Origin of the sequence: Rhodococcus erythropolis R138 (genome assembly GCF_000696675.2) — a bacterium.
Taxonomy (GTDB): Bacteria; Actinomycetota; Actinomycetes; order Mycobacteriales; family Mycobacteriaceae; genus Rhodococcus_F; species Rhodococcus_F erythropolis.
In genome coordinates this window covers 5,766,310-5,788,452 of record NZ_CP007255.1, presented here as the reverse complement: position 1 = coordinate 5,788,452, position 22,143 = coordinate 5,766,310, and the positions used below count along the sequence as shown (strand labels likewise).

The window sequence follows — 22,143 nt, the reverse complement described above, 5'->3', positions numbered from 1 at the left end:
CGATCCTCAGGAGGACCAGATATGAGCGGGATCTACAACAACGTGACCGAATTGGTCGGGCGCACCCCGATCGTGCGGCTCAACCGTCTGACCGAGGGCCTGGACGCACAGGTCGCCGTCAAGCTCGAGTTCTACAACCCGGCCAACAGCGTCAAGGACCGGATCGGCGTGGCAATCATCGACGCCGCCGAGAAGTCCGGTGCACTCAAGCCCGGCGGAACCATCGTCGAGGGCACCAGTGGTAACACCGGTATCGCACTCGCCATGGTCGGTGCTGCTCGCGGCTACAAGGTCATCCTGACTATGCCGGAGACCATGTCCACCGAGCGTCGCGTGATGCTGCGTGCTTACGGCGCCGAGATCGTCCTTACCCCGGGCTCCGAGGGCATGGCCGGTGCAGTCGCCAAGGCCAAGGAAATCGTCGAGCAGACCGAGAACGCTGTCTCGGCCAGCCAGTTCGCGAACCCGGCCAACCCGGCCATCCACGAGGCGACGACGGGCGAAGAGGTCTGGGCCGACACCGACGGCGCCGTCGACATCTTCGTGTCCGGCATCGGCACCGGCGGCACCATCACCGGCGTCGGACGCACCCTTCGCAAGTACAAGCCCGAGGTCAAGATCGTGGGCGTCGAGCCCATCGACTCGCCGATCCTCAACGGTGGCCAGCCCGGTCCCCACAAGATCCAGGGAATCGGCGCGAACTTCGTGCCCGACGTCCTCGATCGCGAGATCTACGACGAGATCATCGACGTCTCGTTCCCCGATTCCATCGAGGTCGCTCGCGCACTCGGAACCCAGGAAGGCATCCTGGGCGGCATCTCGTCCGGTGCCATCGTCTGGGCCGCACTCGAGTTGGCGAAGCGTCCGGAAAACGCCGGCAAGCTGATCGTGGCTGTCGTGTGTGACTTCGGCGAGCGTTACATCTCCACCCCGCTGTTCGAACACATCCGGGACTGAGACTTGTGAGTATCCTCGGGACAATTCGCGAGGACCTGCAGGCTGCGCGCGGTCAGGATCCTGCCGCGCGCAGCAATGTGGAGAACGCGCTCGTTTATTCAGGGCTGCATGCCATTTGGGCGCATCGGGTTGCGCATCGCATGTGGGTCGTCCCTGCGCTACGCGGCCCGGCGCGAGTGCTCTCGCAGCTGACACGCTTCGTTACCGGCATCGAGATTCACCCCGGTGCCACCATCGGTCGACGGTTCTTCATCGACCACGGCATGGGCGTCGTGATCGGGGAGACGGCCGAGGTCGGTAACGACGTGATGCTCTATCACGGCGTCACCCTGGGTGGTCGCTCGCTCGAGCAGGTCAAGCGTCACCCGACGCTGGGAGACCGGGTCACCGTCGGCGCTGGTGCCAAGATCCTCGGACCTGTCGTCATCGGTGAAGGTAGCGCTATCGGCGCCAATGCCGTTGTCACCAGAGATGTTCCGGCCGAATCCATCGCGACGGGTATCCCGGCGGTGGCGCGGCCACGGACCACCAAGGAAAAACTGGTGGACCCGAACAGTTACATCGATCCTGCGATGTACATCTGAAGCACTCCTTCTTCGATGGCCACCCTCGTGTAGACGGCGGGTGGCCATCGGCGTCTGTTCAGGCTCGCGTCAGGTGCCACCCGCGACGTCCCAGTACGACGGCCGTCGCAGCGCCCAGTGCTGCTCCGATCAGGGGATAGCAGGCCAGGACGAGCCAGCGTGGATTGTCCGATCGGGCGTCGAAAGCGATGTTCAACGACGACTCGTAGTCCCGAGCCATCTGTACGCCGCGCAGTGGTACGTAGGAACCCTGATAGACGATGGTCTCGTCAGGACTGGTCATCACGTCGATCAGACTGCCTACCAGGGGAATTCCCCCGACGACAAATCCCAGAACCGCCAGAATTACGATCAGTGCGCGCATCGAACGAGCCTATCGCCCGGCCGGAAGTTCAGACTGCGATCGACGGTTCTTCGGGCGTCGAGAGGGTCAGGATCGCTCGCACGACGCGTGGACTCTGCTCGAGTGAGCGTTCGAGTTCGCGCAACGTGTGGGCCACTCGGGATTCCGCGTAGTCGCCGACCAGGTCGACGCTGGCCACCAGGTACACCTGCCGCGGACCGAGGTATTCCATGCGCAGGAACGTGATTCGGTTGATCTCGGGCAGTTGGGTGAGAGCTTCGACGGCTGCTGCCCGCAGCGTCGGTGAGGCCTCTTCGCCGACCAGGAATCGGCGGTTGCGATCGATCAGGATGATCGCGATGACTCCGAGAAGTATGCCGACGAAGATGGAGCCGAGGGCGTCGGGGATCGGTGAACCGGTGATCTGGTGCAGTAGGACGCCGACGAATGCGATGACCAAACCGATCAGTGCCGCAGCATCTTCGGCGAACACGGCCCGGGTCGTCGGGTCGGACGTGTTGAGCGCCTGGGCCATGACGTCGCGGTTCACGGCGGATGCTTCGGTTCGGAGTTGCTTGTACGCCTGCCGGAACGAGATGCCTTCGAGGATGAACGAGACGCCGAGGACTGCGTAGGCGACACCGAAGTCGGTGGCCGGTTCGGAATGGAACAGTTCCTGGATGCCGTGGGTGATCGACACACCTGCGCCGAGCGCGAAGAGTCCGAGGGCGGCGAACATCGACCAGATGTAGGCCTCCCGGCCGTACCCGAGTGGCTGGTCTCGGTCGGGAACCCTTTTCGAGCGGCGGTTCGCGATCAGCAGCAGCACTTCGTTGCCGGTATCGGCCCAGGAGTGGGTGGCCTCGGCGACCATCGATGCAGATCCGGTGACGATGGCGGCCGCCGTCTTGGCCCCGGCGATCAGCGCGTTAGCCGCAAACGCCAGTACGACTGTCGTGGTGCTCTCGTCGCCGTTTCCCGTCGGCTCGGCCTTGGGTTCGATGCTCACGAACTTCAGGCTAGGCGGGTGGCGACGGTTTCGTGCGGTGACGCTCGGCGACGGAGCGCAGCAGTGTGTCGACGGCGTCGTGGAACTGCGTCAGGCCCGGCTCTTCGACGGGAAAGTGCCCGCACCCGTCCAGCATCACGAATTCGGTGGGTGCGTTGATGCGGCGGAGGAACTGCAAGCTCAGTTCGGGTGGCGTCCATCGGTCGGCGGCCGGGTGGGTGAGCAGAACGGGCGTCGTCCGAAATGCTTCGGGTGCGGTGTGCTCGAACGAGAAGTAGCTGCTGAGGAATCCGAGTGGCACCCGAACACCGCCACCGCGCGGATCGGTTGCGCACAGCGTCGCGAGTTCACGGTTGCTGCTCATGTTCGCGACGTCGGCGACCCAACGGATGGGCACGCGGATACGGCCCACCAGTCGTTCGGTGCGGCGCATCAGGGGAGCGCCGTAGACACCCATCGGGCCGAACCGCGCCGCGGCAGCTCTGGCCGACGGATTCGAGGGATCGAGCAGGCAGGTAGCGACGACGGCGTCGGCCAGACCGGTCCGCGCGGCTACCTCGTAGGCCAGCAGACCGCCGATGCTGGCGCCCAACAACACCAGCGGCCGATCGTCGGCTGCCTTCTCGGCCCGGACGAGATCGCAGAGGAGATCGACCCACTGCTCGTACCGGACGCCGGCGGGATCGGCTACGACGGTGTCGCCGTACAGCGGAAGATCAGGGAAGAGGACTTCGGCTCCGAGTTTCACGCCGATCCCGGCGAACGGCCACAATGCGCCCGAGTAGCCGCCGGCGCCGTGGATGCCGAGAACACGAACCGGCGCGTCTGGAACCACTGCCCGTGCGACGTGGACGGTGTTGCCGTTCCACTCCCACCACGTCGGGGTCGGCGCCGGCATGTGGTCGGTGTACCGGTCGGGCATAAACTTCGAGTAATCGGCGCTGGTCACCTACACAATTCTCGGTATCGGCGTCGCGGCTGACAACTCGCATCGGAGGACCGTGTCGACTCGGCGGAAAAGGCCCTCCCAGCAGCGCTCGAGGGCTACCTACGACGCGATCCTGGAGGCAGCTACTCGCGTTTTCGCGTCGGAGGGCATGGCAGCGACCACCAACCGGATCGCTGACGAGGCAGGGGTGTCGGTGGGCTCGCTCTACCAGTATTTCGGCGACAAGTACGAGATCCTCGCGGAGTTGGCGAACCGTCACGTGAGTGCTGCGCGGGAGAGTTTTGCGCTCTGCCTTGCCGACATCGTCGAGCGTGAGCTCACCCCGGACGAGGCCGTCCGGATGTTGGTGGAGTGCGCGGTCGAAGTGAACAGTAAGCCGCGAGAGTTCTTTCACCTGCTCTACGATCAGGTTCCGCGTACGCGTGAGCTCATCGCGCAGGTCGAAGGAATGAATCGGCAACTGGTACTGGGTTTTTCGGAGTACTTGCAGAGCCGCGGTTTCAGTGCGGACGATGCGTTGTTGACGTCGCGGCTGACTGTGACTGCCGTGGACAGCCAGGTGCATCGGGTTGTGCTGGAATCGGATTCACCCGAAGACCTTCGAGTGCGAACGGAAGCCGTCGTGCGGCAGGCGAGATCGATGATCGCGTCGGAATCCTGATCCGGTGTATCGAATGGTGACTGCGGTCCGTTATGGTTCTGACGTCATCATCGAGGTAATGGGAAGTCGGTGCAATTCCGGCGCGGTCCCGCCACTGTGAGGTCGTCCCTGCGTCGACCGTAGCCAGATACCACCCTCGTTGACGTTGTGTCATGCCACGAGGATGGATCGGTCACACCATGAATGCTGTTGGCGGAGCTCTGTCTCCACCTACCCACCTGCCTTCGCCGAAGGCTGGTGCGCCTCGAGGACGGCTCAGTCCGGGTATCGTGCTGCCCGCTCTGCTGGTCGTCACCGTGCTCTCTGCTGTGTGCGCGTTGGCATTCGGATCCGAGATGCTCCCCGTGTCCACTGTGGTGGACGTGGTGCACTCGCGCTTCGGAGGCCCACCCGTCACGCGTTCCGAACTTGCGATCGTGTGGGGGATCAGAGCACCGCGGGTACTGCTCGGTCTGGCCGTCGGCGCTGGTCTTGCCGTCGCCGGCGCGGTGGTGCAAACCCTCGTCCGTAACGCTCTTGCCGATCCCCACCTGCTGGGAGTGTCGTCCGGCGCGAGTGTCGGTGCCACCGCCGTCATCACCACCGGACTGTTCGCCGGCGCGGGAGTGTGGGCGCTCAGTTTCGGCGCGATGATCGGGGCGTTGGGAGCTGCGATTCTCGTCTTCACCATCGCGACGCTGCAAGGCGGTATCACTCCACTGCGATTGGTTCTGACCGGCACCGTTACCGCATCCGCCCTGTCGGCGATCGCGAGTTTTCTGGTGCTGCGTACCAATGATTCCCAGGCCGCGCAGTCCGTATTGTTCTGGCTCCTGGGAAGTTTGGCCGGGGCATCCTGGGACAAGTTGTGGGCGCCGGTCATCGTAGTGTTCCTGCTGACGGCAGCGGTGTTCGCCCTGCACGGTTGGCTGGATGCGCTGGCGGCCGGACCGAACGTCGCGGCTTCGCTCGGTATTCCCATCCGAACCCTGCGAAACGTGCTGTTCGGCGTGCTGGCAGCGTTGGTCGGCACGATGGTTGCAGTGTCCGGCGCGATTGCCTTCGTAGGCTTGGTCATACCGCACGTCACACGCATGCTTGTCGGAGCCAGACATCGAGTGGTGTTGCCGGCGGCAGCGCTGATCGGCGCGTCGTTCCTGGTGTGGGTCGACGTCGTGGCGCGGACCTCGTTGCGGCCGACCGAGATCCCGCTGAGCGTGGTGACCGGGGTGATCGGTGCCCCGCTGTTTCTCCTGCTTCTCGGCCGTCGGCGCTACCGATTCGGTGGCAGTTCGTGAGCGCCCGCGCCCTGGCGGTGACCGCGTCCGGAGTCGTTGTCCGCATCGACCGCCGAACCGTCGTCAAGGGCGTCGACATCGCGGCGGACGCCGGTGCAGTAGTAGGCGTCGTCGGTCCGAACGGATCGGGCAAGTCGACTTTGTTGCGTGCGCTTGCCGGTCTCGGACCGATCGCCGACGGTGACGTACGCGTCGGCGGCGAGTCCGTGCACGCGATGTCCGCGCGTTCGCGGGCCAAAGCCATTTCTTTTGTGGCGCAGGAAGAGCAGAGTCCCGCCGATTTGTTGGTTCACGAGTACGTGACTCTGGGGCGCACGCCACATACAAAGCCCTGGAGTGTCGGCGGAAAGCACGAGAATGCCGTCGTTGATCGTGCTCTGGGCGAGGTCGGAATGATCGAGCACAGGCTCTCTTCGATGGACACGCTTTCCGGCGGCGAGCGTCGGCGGGTATTTCTCGCCCGAGGTCTCGCGCAGGACGCCGGCGTGCTCATCCTCGACGAGCCGACCAATCATCTCGACATCCGGCATCAACTCGAACTGCTCGATCTGGTCCGGTCGTTGGACCGGACGGTGATCATGGCACTGCACGACCTCGATTTGGCTGCGGCAGTGTGCGATCGGGTGCTCGTGCTCGCGGATGGAGTGGCCAGGGCGTTCGGACATCCATCCGACGTACTCACCACCTCGGTGGTGGCAACTGTCTTCGGCGTCGAGACTTTCGAGCTCGTGAACCCCGCGACAGGCCGTTCACACCTCGTATTCGAATCACGAAATTCTCAACTACAACAATCATTTTCGGAGAGTGCACTTTGATACATGTCAAGACTCGAGCGTTGTTCGGTGCGGTTGTAGCCGCGACAGCGTTGTTGACAGTTGCCGGCTGCTCGGCAACTGCACCGGTGGACGAAGCTGCAGACAAGACTTCGGTGACATTGGAGAACTGCGGGACCGAAAGCACTTTCCAGCTTCCGATCGAGAACGTCGTTGCGACAAGCAATGCGGCCAATATCGGCACCATTCTCCGAGTCGGCGGTTTGGATCGTCTCGCGGCCGTCGTGTTGAACACGAACAACGACGCGGTCATGGAGTCGATGTTCGGCCCTGGAATTGCGGACGTCCCACACCTGGACGGAACGATCACGATGGAGACGATTCTGGGTAAGCAGGCGGACCTGGTGGTCGGCTCCTACAGTGGCTTGTTCAAGGGAGCCTCCGGTGTGACGCCGGAATCGCTGCAGAGCAACGACATCGATGCATATGGGATCTCCGATAGTTGTCGGCAGAGTGCCGCAGTGGATTCCGCGCTCGGCACGATGGGTCCGTGGGATGCCCTTCGTGCGGACGTGACCAATTACGGAAAGCTGTTCGGAACCGAGGACACTGCCGCCGAGGCACTGACCGAATTGGATTCACGTTTGGCACGTCTGGAGTCCGCGCCAGATGCCGGCGACAAGCCGAAGGTCTTGATCTACGACAGCGGTGAAGAAGATCTGTACACCAGCGGAGGCAACGGAGCCCCCAACGGAATCATCGACGTCGCCGGGGGAACCAACGTGTTCGCCGACGTCGACAACACCTGGTTCAAAGCGAGCTGGGAGACCGTCGCGAAGTCAGAACCCGACGTCATCGTGATCATGGATTACAAGAAGAGCGCTGACGAAGTACAGGGCAAGATCGACGCGATCAAGAGCCGAGAAGGCCTACGCGATCTCGACGCCGTCAAGCAGAACCGCTTCGTCGTACTCCCGCTCGCGATGTTCACCAGCGGATTCCCCAACGTCTACGGCGCGGAAGAGCTGCGCGCGAAGATCGAAGAGTTCGGACTTGCTCCGTCGAGCGGGATCGACTGGACAACCGCGCCGTCGGCATGAGTGTCGACAGTGGTTCGAATCGGGTGATCGTCGTACTGCGGCCGACCGTCAGCGGCCTCGACGAGTCGGCCGCGCGACGGATGTTCGACGCTGTTCGGGCCGGCACCGACGCCGACGTTCGTATTGCGTACCTCGATGTCGCGTCGCCGAGCCTTCACGAGGAACTCGATCGAGCGCATACCGATGACGTGGGCAAGGTCGTGTTGATTCCAGTTGCGGTGCCGAGGGATCGGTACCTGCTCACGTGGACCAGCAAGGCGGTTGCGAACTGGCGCGAAACCCGGATCGGTGCCGAACTGGAAGTCTCGCTCCACGAATCGGAAACGCTCGAAGCTGCCGTGGCCGCGCAGGTGATCGATGAACTCGGCGCGGCCGGAAAGCCGATCACTGCCAGTCCGGCGTCGTATCGCAGTCCGGCTTGGTCGGTGATCGAGCAGCACGATACACATCTGTTGGTGTGCAAGGGGCCCCGCTGCATGGCGTACGGAGCAGGGCCTCTCCACCGGGCCATGAGTGCGGCGGCCAAAGGCACTTCGGCAAAGGTGACGGGAACCGGTTGTCTGAGCCCGTGCAACCTGGGCCCGTTGGTGATCGCGAACCCCGGTGGCACCTGGTTCGGTCATGTGGACGCCGGTGACGCTGAAGCATTGGTCGCAGGTCAGGAGAATCAATTGGTGGATCACGTTCTGGACCGGTAGATACAGGTCGGCGAAACAGAGAACCCGCTGAGCGCGAAGTGCGCTCAGCGGGTTCTGTTGTCCTGTCTCAGGAGCCGAAGGGAAGGGTTCCCGGCGGGATCTGGTATCCACTGCTGCCGACGGAGGCGCTGCCCCAGAGTGCGAGGAAAGCGTTGATGGCGTTGGTGAGCATATGAATGTCCTTTGTGAGATGACTGATTCGTTTTCGACGGTACCGGGTGGATCTGTGGATTCGCTGGGAGTTGGCACCCATTTCATGGGGCTGGCACCCGTTCCGGCAGGTCGGAACGGGTGCCAACTGTCAGCAAAGGGTGCCAACTCCCGGGTGGGTCAGCCCACGTAGCCGGGCGGCATGAGTACGGACTTGGTCTCGCAGAAGGCTTCGAGGCCCTCAGGTCCGTTCTCGCGTCCGATACCGGAGTTCTTGTAACCACCGAACGGTGATCCGGGATCGAAGGCGTACCAGTTGATCGCGTAGGTACCAGTGCGGATCTGCGCGGCAACTTCGAGTCCGTGATCGATGTCGGTGGTCCACACCGATCCGGCGAGGCCGTAATCCGAATCGTTGGCGATCTTGATGGCCTCGTCCTCGGAGTCGTACGGGATCACCGAGAGGACGGGTCCGAAGATTTCCTCGCGTGCGATGGTCATCGAGTTGTCCACGTCGGCGAAGATCGTCGGCTCGACGTACCAGCCCTTGTCCAGGCCGGCGGGACGTCCACCACCGAGTACGACGCGCGCGCCTTCTTCCTTGCCCTTGGCGATATAGCCCTCGACGCGCTCGCGCTGCTTCTCGGAGATCAGCGGGCCGAGTTGTGCTGCGGGATCGGACGGATCGCCGACGGTCATGAAGCCTGCCGCGGTCTTCATTCCCTCGATGACCTCGTCGTAACGCGAACGGGGAGCGAGGATTCGGGTCTGAGCGACACAGGCCTGGCCGGTGTTCATCAGGCCGGACATGACGAGCATCGGCATTCCGGCGGCGATGTCGGCGTCCTCGAGGATGATCGCGGCGGACTTGCCACCCAGTTCGAGGGAGCAGCGCTTGAGGTTCTGCGCGGCGATGGCACCGATCTTGCGGCCGACGGCACTGGATCCGGTGAACGTGATCTTGTCGATGCCCGCATGAGAGACCAGGTATTCGCCGGTCTCGGCTCCGCCGGGGAGCACGGAGATGACGCCTTCGGGAACGCCTGCCTCGGTGAAGATCTCGGCGATCACGTGGACGGAGAGAGGGGATTCGGGTGCGGGCTTGAGCAGTACGGTGCAGCCGGCGAGCAGCGCGGGGGCCAGCTTGTTGATCGCCAGGAACAGCGGGACGTTCCAGGCCAGCACGGCGGCGACGACGCCGACGGGCTCACGGGTCACCTTGGTCTGCCCGAACGCACCGGTGCGCTTCTCTTCCCACGCGAACTTGTCGGCCAGCTCGGCGTAGTAGCCCAGCGTCGCCATCGACGGGGTCTGCTGCATCATGCCGACCATGGCGGGCGGCTGGCCCATCTCGTTGGAGATGAGCTGGTTGATTTCCGCGCTGCGCTCTTCGATCAGCTTGGCGGCCTTGGCGAGGATCGCGCCGCGCTCGGCGGGGGTGGTGCGTGACCACGGTCCCTCGAACGCCGCGCGGGCTGCGGACACGGCCGCGTCGATGTCTGCCGGTGCTGCGATGGGACAGCTGCCGACGCGCTCCTCCGTTGCGGGAGAGAACACTTCGAGTACCTGGTCGGTGGCCGGGGCCACCCATGCTCCACCGATGTAGAGCTTGTCGTAGTCAGTCATCAATTCATTCCTCGGTGTTGTCGGTCGCCGCGAGGGCATACGCGTCGTCTGCCTGTGCGGTGTCGGTGAAACTGGTGAATCCGTATTTCTCGTGCGGTCCGATGGCGGCTACCTCGAAAAGGCCGGTGCCGGTATGGGTATTCGTGCCTTCGGTGAGCGTGAAGGACGCGAGGTTGTCGACGGGGGAGAACATGCGTTGGAACGGTTCGATCTCGTGGACCTTGTGGCGGAGCCCTTGTACGACGAGTTCGCCCTGCCACATTCCGTGACGCCAGTCCTGTTCGAGCCCGTAGCCGGTGCCGATTCCGATGTAGTTGGCCAGCAACAGTTCGCAGGCGACGGTGAGGACTTCACCGCCTGGCCGGTGGAAGGTGATGGTCGCTCCGGTGACGTCGCGGGTGTCGGGGCAGAACGTCAGCTCGTGTTCGGGTCGGCCGAGCCATTCGTTGTCCCTGGCTTCGTCCGGCCACACTCGCATGGCTTCTTCGACGATGCGCCTGCCCTGCTCGTCTTCCTGCATGATCACCGAGATCGTGAACTCGTCGAACTGCATGACCGCGTAGATCCAGAAGAAGTTCTGGATTCCGTCGACGGCGCGTCTGCCTTGCGGTTCGGCTTCACCGACCGGACGCACACCCCACGAGCGGTCGCGGTTACCTCGCCACGTCTTCGGGTCGATCGCGAGGTCCTCCCCGTCGACGGTGAGCGATCCGGTCCACGTGCCGGTCTGCAGGAAGCGTGAGGTGTCGAACGTGACTCGTTCGAGTTGACGGCGAAAGTGCTTGGGCTCGAGCGCCGCGGGGATGGTGGCATCGAAGGTGATGTCGAAGGAGAGATCGTATTCGCTGCCCGGTTCGAGTACGACGCGGAGCTTCTGCAGCCCTTCGAGCACTTCGACGCGCAGAGGTCCGACGGTGGTGTCGGTACGGTCGGCACCCAGCGCCTTCGACATGCGAGCAACGATGTGGTCGTCACCGCGGCGAAGGACAGCGAATGCGTCCATGACGCCGAGGTTGGGGTACTGGCCGAGTCCGACGATGAGGAACACGTCGGGGGATTCGGTGGGGTAGCAGTTGAAGTAGTAGCGGTCGTAGAAGTTTCGATCCGAGGTGGCTACGTGACGGATCGGTTCGGCGATCTGGTGAACGGGATAGTCGTCCATCGGTGAGAGCATGTCAGGCCAACCTCTCCCAGTAGGTGCCGTCGAGCATCGCGGCGAGCGAAGCGCGGTGCATGATCATGTCGTCGGGGTCTTCGGGTCGCTGTGACTGGCCGAAAGCTATGGCGCGGGCCTGGATTCGCCACATGATGACCGCCTGACGCAGTGCGGCATAGGTAACGTAGAACTCCAGATCGTGTGGGGTGTGGCCGGTGATCTCGGCGTAGGTGTGCGCGAGATCCGGCAGTCGAAGGAAGTCGGGAAGGCCGGGTAGGTTCGCCAACCCGGCGATGTCCTCGAAGAACCTGTGCAGGAATGCCATCCAGCCCAGATCCATCTCTCGCGGGCCGAGAGTTGCCATTTCCCAGTCGAGTACGGCTACCGGCGCGAAGTCCTGGTACATGACGTTGCCGATGCGCGAGTCGCCCCAACAGAGCACCGCCGGAGAATCGTCCGCGGGATTGTTCTCCTCGATCCAGTCGAGGGCACGTTCGATGAGCGGTGATCTGATGCCGTCGGAGACCACCCACTCGTAGTACGCGCGCTGCTCGGCGATGTGCGCCGTGAATGCGTCTCGTGCAGTCGTTCCCGAATTCGGGAGTCGGAGGAAGTCGAAACGCTCGCACGGCTTGTCGATGGCGTGCAATTGAGCCAGGACGTCGACCGAGCTGCGCTGGAGGGTTTTTCGCTGCTCGGGGGACGCTTCGGTGACCCACGATCCGAAGTTGTACGGCATGACGTCTGGCGGCACGTCGCCGGAGATTCGTTCCATCACGAAGAACGGCGCACCCAACGCGTCCGGGTCGGATTCTGACCAGTACACCGCGGGTACGGGCACCGCCGAGTGCTCGCGCACCTGAGCCATGGTGCGGAACTGGGATTCGAGGTCGTAGGTCGGAAACACCGGCATGGTCGATTCCGTCGGTGCCACCCGAGCGACCAAGGGATGATGATCGCCGTCCCAGGTGGCGTCGAAGAGGATGGTTTCGCTGGACATGCCGTTGGCTGCAGGCAAGGTGACGTCGGCGACGGTCACAGTGGATCCGCTCGGCACTTTGCCGGCCATCCACCGTTCCAGGCGCTCACGGAGGTCTTCGGTGTCGCGGAGGGAATCGCTCGGTCGGGCGACCTGGGCGTGATGCTCGGTTTCATCGGTCGAAGAAGCAGTCGAGGCAACGTCAGATGAGGAAGCGTCTGGGCTCACGGTCACCTCCTTCCCGTAGGCGTCACGTGCAATGCCCGTAACGGTGTGAGTCAGAACACTAAAACACGTTACAGAAATTGGGAACAGGTGGCACCCGTTTAGTGGGACTCCCTGCGGATTTATCGGGGAAGAACGCGTGTCAGATAACGGCGGTGAGCGCGAGCAAGCCCGCACCGGTCAGAGTTCCGGCGCCACCCAGCTCGGCGGGAACGATCCGGAGCCCGGCGATGAACGACAAACGGGCATGTCGGGCAGCCGCGTCGAGCATCGGTTCCCACAGCGGTGCACCCGACTGGGCGAAACCGCCGCCGATCACCGCGAGGTCCACGTCCAGGAGGGCAGCCGCCGAGGCAATGGCACCACCGAGCGCCGTGCCTGCGCGGTGAAGCGAGTCCACGGCGATCGCGTCGCCGCTGCGTGCACCCTCGGCTAGTTCACGGCCGGTGTTTCCCGACCAGCCCTGGCTACGAGCCCATCGCACCGCGGACGGTCCACTGGACACCGTCTCGAGGCAGCCGACGCCCCCGCAGCTGCACGGTTCGGAAGATCCTGGAGCGACGAGGTGGCCGATGTGACCGGCGTTCCCCGTGCGACCCCGAGCAATCTCACCGCCGAGGACGATTCCTCCGCCGATTCCCGTCGAGACGACCAGGCTCAGGAGGTTCGGGGTTCCGCGTCCGGCGCCGTGGTGGAACTCCGCCAATGCCGCTGCGGCTCCGTCCATGGCGAGGGCAGTTCCGGCATCGGGAAAGACGCTGCGGACGCCCGCTACGAGCTCGAATCCCTGTGCCCACTCGGTGATGTTGATGGGGGCGACGACGCCGGCGACGGTGTCCACCGGCCCGGCGCAAGCGATGCCCACACCGTCGACGTCGCGGCCGTCTGCGACTCGTTCGAGCAGCGCCGCACACGCTCCCCACGGGTCGGTCTGCGGCGTCGGCACACTGTCGAACACGGGAACGCGGCCGTCCTCGGACACGACGCCGGCCGCCATCTTGGTGCCACCGATATCGAGTGCGAGGCGCATGTCGCTATCGCTTTTCGAGAACCACGACGAGGTTGCTCACCAGGAACTCCCGAAGACCGGGGACTCGGACCATCCACCACGCCCACGACGGGTGGTAGCGCGGGATCGCGGCGAGCAACGTGCCCTGGCTGGTTCCACGGGCCCAGCGTAGGCCGTCGGTGGCGCCGACTTTGAACAACGACACCCCGAATCTGTTCTTCGGTTCGCGTCCGGTCTTGCGGAGGTACCGCTTGGCTGCGTACTCGCCCCCCAGCGCGTGCCACGGTCCGGTTTCGTGGCCGCCGAACGGACCCCACCACAGGGTGTACGAGAGAACCATCAAGCCGCCGGGCTTGGTCACGCGCAGCATTTCCTCGGCCATCAGCCAGGGCTCGCTGACGTGTTCGGCCACGTTGGAGGAGAAGCAGATGTCCACGGACGAGTCCAGGAACGGCAGTGCCAAACCGGATCCACGCACCGCGCCGCCCACGGTCAGACCCGCGGCGTGCATCTCCGACGGATCGGGTTCGACGGGAATGTAGCGGGCACCTGCGGCCTGGAAGACCTCCGCGAAATAGCCCGGACCGCCGCCGACGTCGAGGACAGTGAGACCGTCGAGGGATCGTCCGGTGTGACCTTCGTGCAGGTCCGAGATCAATTCGACGGAGTCGCGCGCGAGCGCGCCGTAGAAGATGTCGGGCGCGGACTGCTCGTGGCGGAAGTCGCTGAGCAGGCCGAACGAGCGTTTCAGGGTTGCCCGTCGGCCGAAAATGCGGGTCACTGCGGGCTTGGTCACGGGTAGCAACTTTAGCCACTGGGTCGCCCGGTCCACGAACACCGTCAGGAGCGCGGCAATACGGACGCTCGAACAGTTAGGGTGTTCGGCAGGGTTACCGGCCGGTCAGGCGGGGCATCCCGCAGGATCGCCCGAACCGGGGTGGCCACCGACCAACTCAGGGAGTAACGCACGTGCGCGAGGTTCTGTTGCTCTGCTGGCGCGATACCGGGCATCCCCAGGGCGGTGGAAGCGAGCGTTACCTCGAGCAGGTCGGATCCCAGTTGGCCGAGCGCGGTATCAAGGTGACGCTGCGGACGGCGTCGTACCCCGGGGCGCCCGCGTCGGAGGTTCGAGACGGCATCACGATCAGCCGGGCCGGTGGACGTTTCAGCGTGTACCCCCGCGCTCTGGCCGCCATTGCCGCCGGACGTCTGGGTTTCGGATCGCTCAAGGGCATTCGCCCCGACGCGGTGATCGACACCCAGAACGGCATCCCCTTCTTCTCGAAGACCGTGGCGGGTGCGCCGGTCACGCTTCTGGTCCATCACTGCCATCGTGAACAATGGCCGGTGGCAGGCAAGCTCGTCGGCCGGATCGGCTGGTGGGTCGAATCGCGATTGTCACCGCGCACCCACCGACGTAGTCAGTATCTGACGGTGTCGCTTCCTTCGGCCGAAGAATTGGTGGACCTCGGTGTCGAGCGCGAACGAATTGCCGTGGTGCGCAACGGTGCCGATCGGCTCCCCGTCGGCGTCGACGCGGGTGGAGCGATCACCAGGGCCGAGCGTCCCACCATCTCGGTTCTCTCACGACTGGTGCCGCACAAGCAGATCGAGGACGCACTCGAGGCCGTCGCAGCCCTGCGTCCGACGCTTCCGGACATCCATCTCGACGTCATCGGTGGTGGTTGGTGGGAGCAGAACCTGCGAGATCGCGCCGCCGAGTTGGGAATCGGTGACGCCGTCTCGTTCTACGGTCACGTCGACGAGGCTCGTAAACATGAACTCCTTGCGCAGTCGTGGATTCACCTCATGCCTTCGCGGAAGGAAGGGTGGGGCCTGGCGGTCATCGAGGCTGCGCAGCACGGTGTTCCGACGATCGGTTACCGCAGTTCCAAGGGCTTGACCGATTCGATCGTCGACGGAGTGACCGGGCTGTTGGTCGGCGGTGAGCACGCAGGCGACGGCGACATCGCTGATCTGACGCAGGCGGCAGGCACCCTGCTCCGCGACCACGAACTCCGCACGGTGCTCGGTGAGAAAGCTCGGGTGTGGTCGGGCGAGTTCTCCTGGGAGCAGACCGGCACCGGAGTGCTCGAGGTGCTGACCGCGCACAAGGACGGTCGGTGGGTCTCAGGACTGGCCGCGCCTCGCGAGTCGAATTCGGTTCTGGTTCAGTCCGACTGAGATCAGCGCGATCACGCCCATCAGTATCCAGGCGAGATGCGCAACGATGACGGCCGTTCGGGCGCCGGTCGACGCTTCCTGCGCGGCAACATCTCCCGGTACCCGGTAGAGCTCGAGATCGTTGTCGGCAAAGACCTGTTCCAACCCGTCGAGTGTCGCTGCCGCCTTGCCGAGCTGGCCTGGTGTCTCACGCTCGATCAGTACCCATCCGACTCCGAGATCGGCCAACTGCGTAGGACTCCCGCCGGCAAGCAGCACATCCTCGACCTGGGTGGCCCGGGTTCCTTCACCGCCGACAGCACCACCGGCAACCACCAGTTGGCCGGTCTGCAGCACGTCGAGGGGTAGGAAGCGTGGTGCTGGATCGAGTACCGGCGCATCACCGCTGTAGGGGAAGGCGCGGAACATCCCGGCGGGAAGCACTGCAACGTCACCGGTTTCGTCTCGTAGTTGCTCGGCCACCACGGTCCAGGACCCGGGATAGGGCACGGGCTTCAACGCGCCGCCGACACCCCACACCAGATCCGGTAGCGCCACGATCGTCACCACGACGGCGGCGATCGAGAATGTCGGGCGGGGAAGGGAGAACCGATTGCCCGCCCACATCACCGCGGCGGCGGCAGCGAGTGCGTAGAACGGTACGGCCAGCGCGACCCACTTCTGGGCGTCACGCAGTAGACCGGCGCCGGTGAACACCTCGACCGACCATCGGCCGACGTCGAGCCCCCACGGAGTAGCGCCCAGGGTCGGAGCGAGCACCGCGAACAGGGCCAGCGCGCCGAGTCCACTGACAACGGGGTTCCGGCGTCGGCGCCATAGAGCGGGCACACCGGCAAACACCACGACAAGCAGAAGAACTGTTCCGACCAAGCCGAAGAGTGTTGTGCGCGTGGACGGTACCGCTGCCGAGTTCCAGATACCGCCGAGCCCGGCGAGGCTGCCGAGCGTCGCGAGTCCCGGTTCTGCTCGGGCGGCAAAGGCGGCGACTCCCGCTGGATCGGAACCGTCGCCTGCTGCTCCGGATACGAAGGTGGCGACCAACCACGGCGAGGCGGCGACGAGGAACAGCCCGATAGCGCCGCAGACACGCCGCATGGCCGAGGTTCGGCCTCCGGGGGTGGCTACCACCACCAGCGCGGCCGTCAGAGCGAGCAGAGCGCCGGTAGGTGTCAGGCCCGCGAATGCCAGTGACGCGGCCAACGCCCACCAGGACCCGGGCGTGGCTCGGCGAACTCCGATTCCGGCACACACGATCCACGGCAGTGCGGCATAACCGGTCAGCAGGCTCCAATGTCCTTGTAACAGGCGCTCGGCCACGTAGGGGTTCCAGAGCATCACCGTCGACGCGACCAGTTGTGGACCGAGACCGGCCGTCGGCAGCAGGACGGCGACCATGCGCGCCGCACCCCAACCGGCGAGCCAGAGCGCCACGAGCAGGATGAACTTGACCACCAGTCCGCCGTCGATCACGGTGCTCAACGCTGCGATCAGCGCGTCCTGGGGAACGGCGCGGGCTGCGGCGTCGGTGAGTCCGAGGGCGGAGTCGGTCAAGTACGAGCGCGGCGTGCTGACGGCGTCGCGCAGCAGGAGGTAGCCGGGGCCGAGCAGCGGTCCGAGGATCAACAGTGCCAGCGCCAGGCTGTACGCCGCAGGCAGGTAACGGCGGTATCCGGCTTGCACTGTCATGACGCGCACGATACGTGGTGCATCATTACTGCCATGCCTCGCCAACCACTCGATCGCGCCGCCGCGGCCGGGGTCGGCATGGTTTTGGTGGGATCGATGACGGCCAATGTCGCGTCGTACCTGTTGGCATGGTTGGCCAGCCGATGGTTGGGTCCGGTCGGCTACGGAGAGTTCGCGAGTCTGCTGGCCGCCCAGTTGGTACTTGCGGTTCCGGCTTTGGCGTTGCAGACGGTGGTCGCCCGCGAGGCGGTGCGTGGCAAGAGCACAGATGCGTTGCGGTCGTTGGGGTATCGATGCACCGCGATCGTCGCCGTCCTCGCGGTTGCGCTCGCTCCGGCGATGGCGTGGCTGCTCGACACCGGAATCGTGGCGTCGTTCTCGGCATTGGTGACTGCGCCCATGTTGGTTCTACTGGCAACGGAGCAGGGGTTGTTGCAGGGTCACGGTCGATTCGGCACTCTCAGCGCTGTATTGGCCGGGGCCGGGGTGATGAAAGTCCTTCCGGCAGTGATCGTTCTGGCTTTCGGTGGCGGGGCAGGCGCGGCATTGGTCGCGGGCGCGGCCGGAACTGCGTTGCTGGTGGCGATAGTTCGAGTGGTCGACCGAACCGTCTCGGTGAGCGAGGACCGTGCGGTGCGTATCGGCGTCGTCTCCGTGCTCGCGGCGTCGCAGGTTCAGCTCGCGCTGATCGCGTTGTCTTCGCTGGACCTGCTGATCGTCCGCGTCGTCCTCAGTGAGTACGACGCCGGTGTCTACGCACTCGGCGCCGTCGCGACGAAGGTGGCGTTCTGGCTGCCACAGGCAGTGGGCGTCGTGCTGTACCCGAAGATGGCGAATCCGGCTCACTCGGCGCAAGCGGTTCGCTCGGCGTTGGCGGTGCTCGTCGGTATCGGCGCCGTGTTGGTTCTGGGGGCGGCGGTTGCCGGCCCGCTGGTGCCGATGCTCGTGGGCGACGCGTACGCCGCCGTGGCTCCGATGCTGTGGGCCTTCGCCCTGCACGGTGCAGCGCTGGCGGTACTTCAGGGTGCTTTGCTGTCCGCAATCGCGTCAGAACGCACGCGAGTGGCCCTTCTGGCGTGGGCAGGACTGGTTGTGGAGGCGGCGGTCATGCTGGTGTGGGCGAAGACGCCGGGAGAGTTGATCGGCGTCGCCGTGGTGGTGGCGTCGACAACGGCCTTGGCGGTGTCCGTCGCCGCAGTGCGAAGTGCCGACCGCGCCCGGCCGGCACCTCACAGCGACGTCAGTTCTCCAGACGCGTGAACAAATCGTCGAAGTAGTCGAGCGTACGCATCGCGGTGTAGACGGATCCGTAGTTGATGTTCCCACCCGTGTAGACGACGTTGTCGCCTTGTACTGCGCGGATACGGTTCCACATCGCGCGGTCGTCGGTGACGGGATCCACGCCGGGCGCGGTGGTGACGATCATTCCGTCGGCCGAGTCGAGGGAAGTCACCAGGTTTTCGGTAGAGATCTCCTTCTGTCCCTCGACGGGCCACTGGAGCTGGACGCCGAGGTCTTCGGCCACCTGCGTGGAGATGCCCTTTCGGTTGACGCCGTTGACCTTCTGATTCACGTAGTTCAGCAGCACGATCTGCTTGCTCGCCAAACTCCGGGCGTGGCGTTCCTTCAATCCGGCTGCCTTGTCCTCGTACGCTCCGATGACCTGACGGACTTCGGGGTTCTCGGTGCGATCCAGCCAACTTGCCAACTGGTCGATGTTCTCGCGCCACGGACGGGTGAAGTCCATCGGAAGCACAGGAGCCGTCTGGCTCAACTGCTGCAGCGGCCACATGTCGGAGGCCTCACCGATGTCGGTGCAGATGATCAGGTCGGGTTCCAGCGCGAGAATTGCCTCGACGTTGACCGGTGCCTCGAACACCTGCGCCGTGGGATCGGCTGGAACCCACGGCTCGGCGGCGTCGAAGCTGTACGCGATGACCGGCAGGCCCATCGCAACGGCTGGTTCGAGGTCGAGTCGGGAGTCGATGGCGACGACGCGCTTCGGTGTCACCGGAATGTCGTAGGTTCCGAGCGAGGTCGTGACCGTGCGCATCCCGGACGCATCGCCCTCGGTACCGGCGGACCTTGCGCAACCGGCGGCGAACAGCCCGGAGAATGCAGCACTGCCGACAACAAATCTCCGACGTGTCAGATCGCTGACACAGATGTGCGAACCCAGAACTGTTGATGCGGGCATGTGGCTCCTCGTGTTCGGGGTGGTCTGGACTTCCAGAAAACGCTAAGCCCGCGACCACGCGGAGGGAACGACCCGTTGCGCCAATCCGTACGCCGATCCGGCAACAAAGTCCCGAAATGCAGCAGAGCGCCCCTTCCGTGTGGAAGGGGCGCTCTGCTTACTGCCTGAATCAGTCCTTGCGCAGATCCGGACGCGGGATCACCTGAGTGTCGTCCGAGGTCCAGTCGTGCTCACCCGGAGCCGGCTCGGGCGAACCCTGGCCGCTGGGATTCTGGTTCGTTCCGCCGTGTGCAGCGCGGGCCGGAGTTCCGCCCTTGCCGCCGCGAAGGCCGAGGAAGATACCGGCGATCAGCGCGATGACTCCGAGGACACCTGCCACGATCGGGACGGTGCGGCCGAACAGCGAGAGCTTGTCCATGCCGTCACGCGCCTGCTGGACCTGGTACTCGATGGTCGCCTCGTCGAAGGGCAGCGTGACCTTGAGAACCTCGACGTCGACGGCATCCTTGTTGCGGCCGTAGTACTGGTGCAACTGCTCCTGGCCCTTGACGACGACACCGGTCTTGGGCTCGACCCACAGGTCACGGACGTTGGTGTACCAACGCGTCATCGTGATCGGGGTTGCGCCGCCGGGAACGCCCCAGGTGTCAGCGGGAAGGCTCAGCTTGTTGGTGGGGGAGTTGACGACCTTCGACAGGTCGACGGGATCGATCGTCTGCTGGAAGTGGTACACCTTCAGACCGTTGATCTCGGTCTCTTCGACGAAGTCGATGTCCTTCGTGGCGCGAGCGTTCAGGTCGAAGTAGGGGTAGCTCTTCTGTTCCGTGTTGAACGGGAACTTGTACTGCAGACCGTCGCGGGAAACTTCTTCGGCGGGCTGGTCGCTGGACGTCTGGACGGTTCCGACCGGATCGTTGGTCGGCATCGAGCTGACGCGATCGAGCGTGACGCGGTCCAGGGTTGCGGTCAGCAGTCCGGTATCGCCCTGCTTGTCGGTACGACGGACCGTCTGGCCGGCTTCGACGGTGATGATGTCGGCGTCGGACGGGTCCTGCGTGGTGACGTAGCGCTGAGCGACGATCGGCACGTTGGTGTCGACCTGTGCCTTTCCGCCGAGGAGGGCCGCCGAGTTGAGGACGCTACCGGTGCCTGTGGCGACGGTGGTCACCTCGAGGTCGAGTGGCGTCTTCTCCAGCTTGCCTACCGTGTAGGTAGGAATGAGGATGGCGATGGCCAAAAGGAAGGCACCGAGGCCCACCAGAATGCAAGGAAGTATCCGGCTCGGCCCTGAGCGTTCCGCCATGCTGTGACTCCTAACCCGTTAAGTCTTTCGAGGTTCCCCAACCGGCACAATATGAGCTGCGCAGATCGCATGGGGCCCCCGATGGACACCATGTGTGGCAGAACACTAACAGTCCACCGGCCCGGTTTGTCGCATGAGGGCATGAATTGGCCAGGCATTTTGTTGTGAGTCCCTGGTGGTTTCCCTCAATCGGCCTGGGGTGCACACTTATCCGTGATGATCAGTTCCACGAATTCCTCTCAGACGGTCCCGCCACAGGCTCGGGGCTTCGTTCCGGCTTTGGACGGTATGCGTGGATTGGCCGCGCTCGGCGTCCTCGTCACCCATGTCGCGTTCCAGACCGGTGAAGCGCAGTCCGGTGCGATCGGGCGCGCGTTCGGTCGACTCGATCTCGCCGTAGCGGTGTTCTTTGCCTTGTCCGGATTTCTCCTGTGGCGCCCCCACGCGGCAAAGGCTCGCGGAATCGGGCAGCCGCAGTCGACCGTCCGGTACTGGATCTCCCGCGCGACGCGCATTCTGCCGGCGTACTGGGTGGCAGTGGTCCTGATCCTGCTGTTCCTGCCCGGTGCCGGCGGGGGCTACCAAGTGTGGTTGGCGAATCTCGGGTTGGCGCAGGTCTTCGTGCCGTTGACACTCACCGAGGGCCTCACGCAGATGTGGAGCCTGTCGGTCGAGGTGGCGTTCTATGTTCTGCTGCCGCTTTTCGCGTATCTGATGGTCCGACTACGAGGAAACTCGGTCCGGTTCCGGCTGCCGCTTCTGCTCGGGGTGTCGGTCTTGGCCTTGACGTGGGCATTCATTCCGATTCCGACGCCGGACGCTATCCACCACGACAACTGGTTGCCGGGCTACCTGCCGTGGTTCGGCGCCGGCATGGTGCTGGCCGAGCTGGCAGTGGGCCCGTCGACATGGGTGCATCGCCTCGCACACCGTCGGGTACTCCTGACCCTCATTGCCTTTATCGCCTTCGTTCTCTCGTGCACCGATCTGGCCGGGCCCGAAGGTCTGGTGCGGCCTGAGCCGTGGCAGTACGCGATCAAGATTGCACTCGGTGCGATCATCAGCTTCACGTTGATCGCGCCACTGGTTCTGCGCGATCAATCGCAGCATCGGTTCCTGGCCAGTCCTTTGGCGCTGGCAATAGGACGCTGGTCCTACGGCCTGTTCATCTGGCACCTGGCCGTACTGAACGCTGTGTTCCCCGTATTCGGCATAGTTCCGTTCTCGGGCAGCTTCTTCTACGTCCTGGCCCTCACGGTCGTCCTGAGCGTCGCTGT

At 64.4% G+C, this 22,143-nt stretch carries 20 protein-coding genes, 1 pseudogene and 1 riboswitch; of the genes and pseudogenes, 10 read left to right on the top strand and 11 right to left on the bottom strand.

The window, feature by feature from the left end:
* Positions 1-21: 21 nt before the first annotated feature.
* Together cysK and epsC are read left to right on the top strand one after the other, a co-directional pair.
* Positions 22-957 carry a cysteine synthase A gene (cysK, locus tag H351_RS26615; protein WP_019747115.1) on the top strand — a complete coding sequence of 312 codons (936 nt, stop codon included), beginning with the start codon at positions 22-24 and terminating at the stop codon, positions 955-957.
* Between the two features lie 5 nt (positions 958-962).
* On the top strand, positions 963-1,541 hold the full coding sequence (epsC, locus tag H351_RS26610) for a serine O-acetyltransferase EpsC (protein ID WP_019747116.1): 579 nt from the start codon (positions 963-965) through the stop codon (positions 1,539-1,541).
* 58 nt (positions 1,542-1,599) lie between these two features.
* On the opposite strand, the gene H351_RS26605 is transcribed toward epsC, so the two are convergent.
* Genes H351_RS26605 through H351_RS26595 form a run of 3 tightly spaced genes read right to left on the bottom strand, consistent with a single transcriptional unit; the run spans position 1,600 to position 3,842 of the window.
* The gene (locus tag H351_RS26605; RefSeq protein WP_020968582.1) at positions 1,600-1,905 is read right to left on the bottom strand and encodes a hypothetical protein; all 306 of its coding nucleotides are present in this window, start codon (positions 1,903-1,905) and stop codon (positions 1,600-1,602) included.
* 28 nt (positions 1,906-1,933) lie between these two features.
* The gene (locus H351_RS26600; RefSeq protein WP_019747118.1) at positions 1,934-2,893 is read right to left on the bottom strand and encodes a cation diffusion facilitator family transporter; all 960 of its coding nucleotides are present in this window, start codon (positions 2,891-2,893) and stop codon (positions 1,934-1,936) included.
* A gap of 10 nt (positions 2,894-2,903) precedes the next feature.
* The gene (locus tag H351_RS26595) at positions 2,904-3,842 is read right to left on the bottom strand and encodes an alpha/beta hydrolase (RefSeq protein WP_029254578.1); all 939 of its coding nucleotides are present in this window, start codon (positions 3,840-3,842) and stop codon (positions 2,904-2,906) included.
* A 148-nt stretch (positions 3,843-3,990) separates the two neighbouring features.
* Between H351_RS26595 and H351_RS26590 the strand changes: the two genes are divergently transcribed.
* From H351_RS26590 to H351_RS26570, 5 genes are all read left to right on the top strand, one after another.
* Positions 3,991-4,503 carry a TetR/AcrR family transcriptional regulator gene (locus H351_RS26590; RefSeq protein ID WP_021333144.1) on the top strand — a complete coding sequence of 171 codons (513 nt, stop codon included), beginning with the start codon at positions 3,991-3,993 and terminating at the stop codon, positions 4,501-4,503.
* Between the two features lie 16 nt (positions 4,504-4,519).
* Positions 4,520-4,655, top strand: a riboswitch (cobalamin riboswitch).
* Between the two features lie 117 nt (positions 4,656-4,772).
* A complete protein-coding gene (locus H351_RS26585) occupies positions 4,773-5,780 on the top strand; it encodes a FecCD family ABC transporter permease (RefSeq protein WP_029254579.1) in 1,008 nt (335 codons plus the stop codon).
* On the top strand, positions 5,777-6,595 hold the full coding sequence (locus H351_RS26580; protein WP_019747122.1) for an ABC transporter ATP-binding protein: 819 nt from the start codon (positions 5,777-5,779) through the stop codon (positions 6,593-6,595). Before H351_RS26585 ends, H351_RS26580 begins: the two co-directional genes overlap by 4 nt.
* 20 nt (positions 6,596-6,615) lie before the next feature.
* A complete protein-coding gene (locus H351_RS26575; protein WP_244891400.1) occupies positions 6,616-7,653 on the top strand; it encodes an ABC transporter substrate-binding protein in 1,038 nt (345 codons plus the stop codon).
* A complete protein-coding gene (locus H351_RS26570; protein WP_029254581.1) occupies positions 7,650-8,351 on the top strand; it encodes a (2Fe-2S) ferredoxin domain-containing protein in 702 nt (233 codons plus the stop codon). Before H351_RS26575 ends, H351_RS26570 begins: the two co-directional genes overlap by 4 nt.
* Before the next feature lie 330 nt (positions 8,352-8,681).
* Here the strand turns inward: H351_RS26570 and H351_RS26565 are convergent, their stop codons facing one another.
* From H351_RS26565 to H351_RS26545, 5 genes are all read right to left on the bottom strand, one after another.
* Positions 8,682-10,127: an aldehyde dehydrogenase gene (locus H351_RS26565; protein ID WP_003945530.1), complete on the bottom strand. Its 1,446-nt coding sequence runs from the start codon at positions 10,125-10,127 to the stop codon at positions 8,682-8,684.
* Positions 10,128-10,131: 4 nt separating this feature from the next.
* Positions 10,132-11,301: an Rv3169 family protein gene (locus H351_RS26560; RefSeq protein WP_029254582.1), complete on the bottom strand. Its 1,170-nt coding sequence runs from the start codon at positions 11,299-11,301 to the stop codon at positions 10,132-10,134.
* Position 11,302: 1 nt separating this feature from the next.
* Positions 11,303-12,490 (bottom strand): phosphotransferase family protein, encoded by a 1,188-nt coding sequence (locus tag H351_RS26555; protein ID WP_029254583.1) that lies wholly within the window; start codon positions 12,488-12,490, stop codon positions 11,303-11,305.
* A gap of 139 nt (positions 12,491-12,629) precedes the next feature.
* Positions 12,630-13,517: an ROK family protein gene (locus H351_RS26550; protein WP_029254584.1), complete on the bottom strand. Its 888-nt coding sequence runs from the start codon at positions 13,515-13,517 to the stop codon at positions 12,630-12,632.
* A 4-nt stretch (positions 13,518-13,521) separates the two neighbouring features.
* A complete protein-coding gene (locus H351_RS26545) occupies positions 13,522-14,292 on the bottom strand; it encodes a class I SAM-dependent methyltransferase (protein ID WP_003945692.1) in 771 nt (256 codons plus the stop codon).
* 173 nt (positions 14,293-14,465) lie between these two features.
* Here H351_RS26545 and H351_RS26540 point away from each other — a divergent pair, with 173 nt between their 5' ends.
* Positions 14,466-15,680 carry a glycosyltransferase family 4 protein gene (locus H351_RS26540; RefSeq protein ID WP_029254585.1) on the top strand — a complete coding sequence of 405 codons (1,215 nt, stop codon included), beginning with the start codon at positions 14,466-14,468 and terminating at the stop codon, positions 15,678-15,680.
* On the opposite strand, the gene H351_RS26535 is transcribed toward H351_RS26540, so the two are convergent.
* The gene (locus H351_RS26535; RefSeq protein ID WP_029254586.1) at positions 15,627-17,366 is read right to left on the bottom strand and encodes an MmpA family trehalose lipid delivery protein; all 1,740 of its coding nucleotides are present in this window, start codon (positions 17,364-17,366) and stop codon (positions 15,627-15,629) included. The genes H351_RS26540 and H351_RS26535 overlap by 54 nt on opposite strands.
* A gap of 33 nt (positions 17,367-17,399) precedes the next feature.
* On the opposite strand from H351_RS26535, the gene H351_RS26530 reads away from it, so the two are divergent.
* Positions 17,400-18,626 (top strand): lipopolysaccharide biosynthesis protein, encoded by a 1,227-nt coding sequence (locus H351_RS26530; RefSeq protein ID WP_029254587.1) that lies wholly within the window; start codon positions 17,400-17,402, stop codon positions 18,624-18,626.
* Here H351_RS26530 and H351_RS26525 read toward each other — a convergent pair.
* Together H351_RS26525 and pgfA are read right to left on the bottom strand one after the other, a co-directional pair.
* A complete protein-coding gene (locus H351_RS26525; RefSeq protein WP_029254588.1) occupies positions 18,607-19,563 on the bottom strand; it encodes an ABC transporter substrate-binding protein in 957 nt (318 codons plus the stop codon). The genes H351_RS26530 and H351_RS26525 overlap by 20 nt on opposite strands.
* A 169-nt stretch (positions 19,564-19,732) precedes the next feature.
* Positions 19,733-20,866, bottom strand: a complete 1,134-nt coding sequence (gene pgfA, locus H351_RS26520; RefSeq protein WP_019747133.1) for a cell envelope lipid trafficking protein PgfA — start codon at positions 20,864-20,866, stop codon at positions 19,733-19,735.
* Between the two features lie 216 nt (positions 20,867-21,082).
* On the opposite strand from pgfA, the pseudogene H351_RS31600 reads away from it, so the two are divergent.
* Positions 21,083-22,132, top strand: a pseudogene (locus tag H351_RS31600) (acyltransferase family protein); the annotation flags it as partial.
* Positions 22,133-22,143 lie beyond the last annotated feature (11 nt).

Coding starts and splice junctions, on each gene's coding strand:
- cysK (WP_019747115.1), top strand. CDS start 22: ATGAGCGGGATCTACAACAACGTGACCGAATTGGTCGGGCGCACCCCG.
- H351_RS26605 (WP_020968582.1), bottom strand. CDS start 1,905: ATGCGCGCACTGATCGTAATTCTGGCGGTTCTGGGATTTGTCGTCGGG.
- H351_RS26590 (WP_021333144.1), top strand. CDS start 3,991: ATGGCAGCGACCACCAACCGGATCGCTGACGAGGCAGGGGTGTCGGTG.
- H351_RS26570 (WP_029254581.1), top strand. CDS start 7,650: ATGAGTGTCGACAGTGGTTCGAATCGGGTGATCGTCGTACTGCGGCCG.
- H351_RS26565 (WP_003945530.1), bottom strand. CDS start 10,127: ATGACTGACTACGACAAGCTCTACATCGGTGGAGCATGGGTGGCCCCG.
- H351_RS26560 (WP_029254582.1), bottom strand. CDS start 11,301: ATGCTCTCACCGATGGACGACTATCCCGTTCACCAGATCGCCGAACCG.
- H351_RS26550 (WP_029254584.1), bottom strand. CDS start 13,517: ATGCGCCTCGCACTCGATATCGGTGGCACCAAGATGGCGGCCGGCGTC.
- H351_RS26535 (WP_029254586.1), bottom strand. CDS start 17,366: ATGACAGTGCAAGCCGGATACCGCCGTTACCTGCCTGCGGCGTACAGC.
- H351_RS26530 (WP_029254587.1), top strand. CDS start 17,400: ATGCCTCGCCAACCACTCGATCGCGCCGCCGCGGCCGGGGTCGGCATG.
- H351_RS26525 (WP_029254588.1), bottom strand. CDS start 19,563: ATGCCCGCATCAACAGTTCTGGGTTCGCACATCTGTGTCAGCGATCTG.
- pgfA (WP_019747133.1), bottom strand. CDS start 20,866: ATGGCGGAACGCTCAGGGCCGAGCCGGATACTTCCTTGCATTCTGGTG.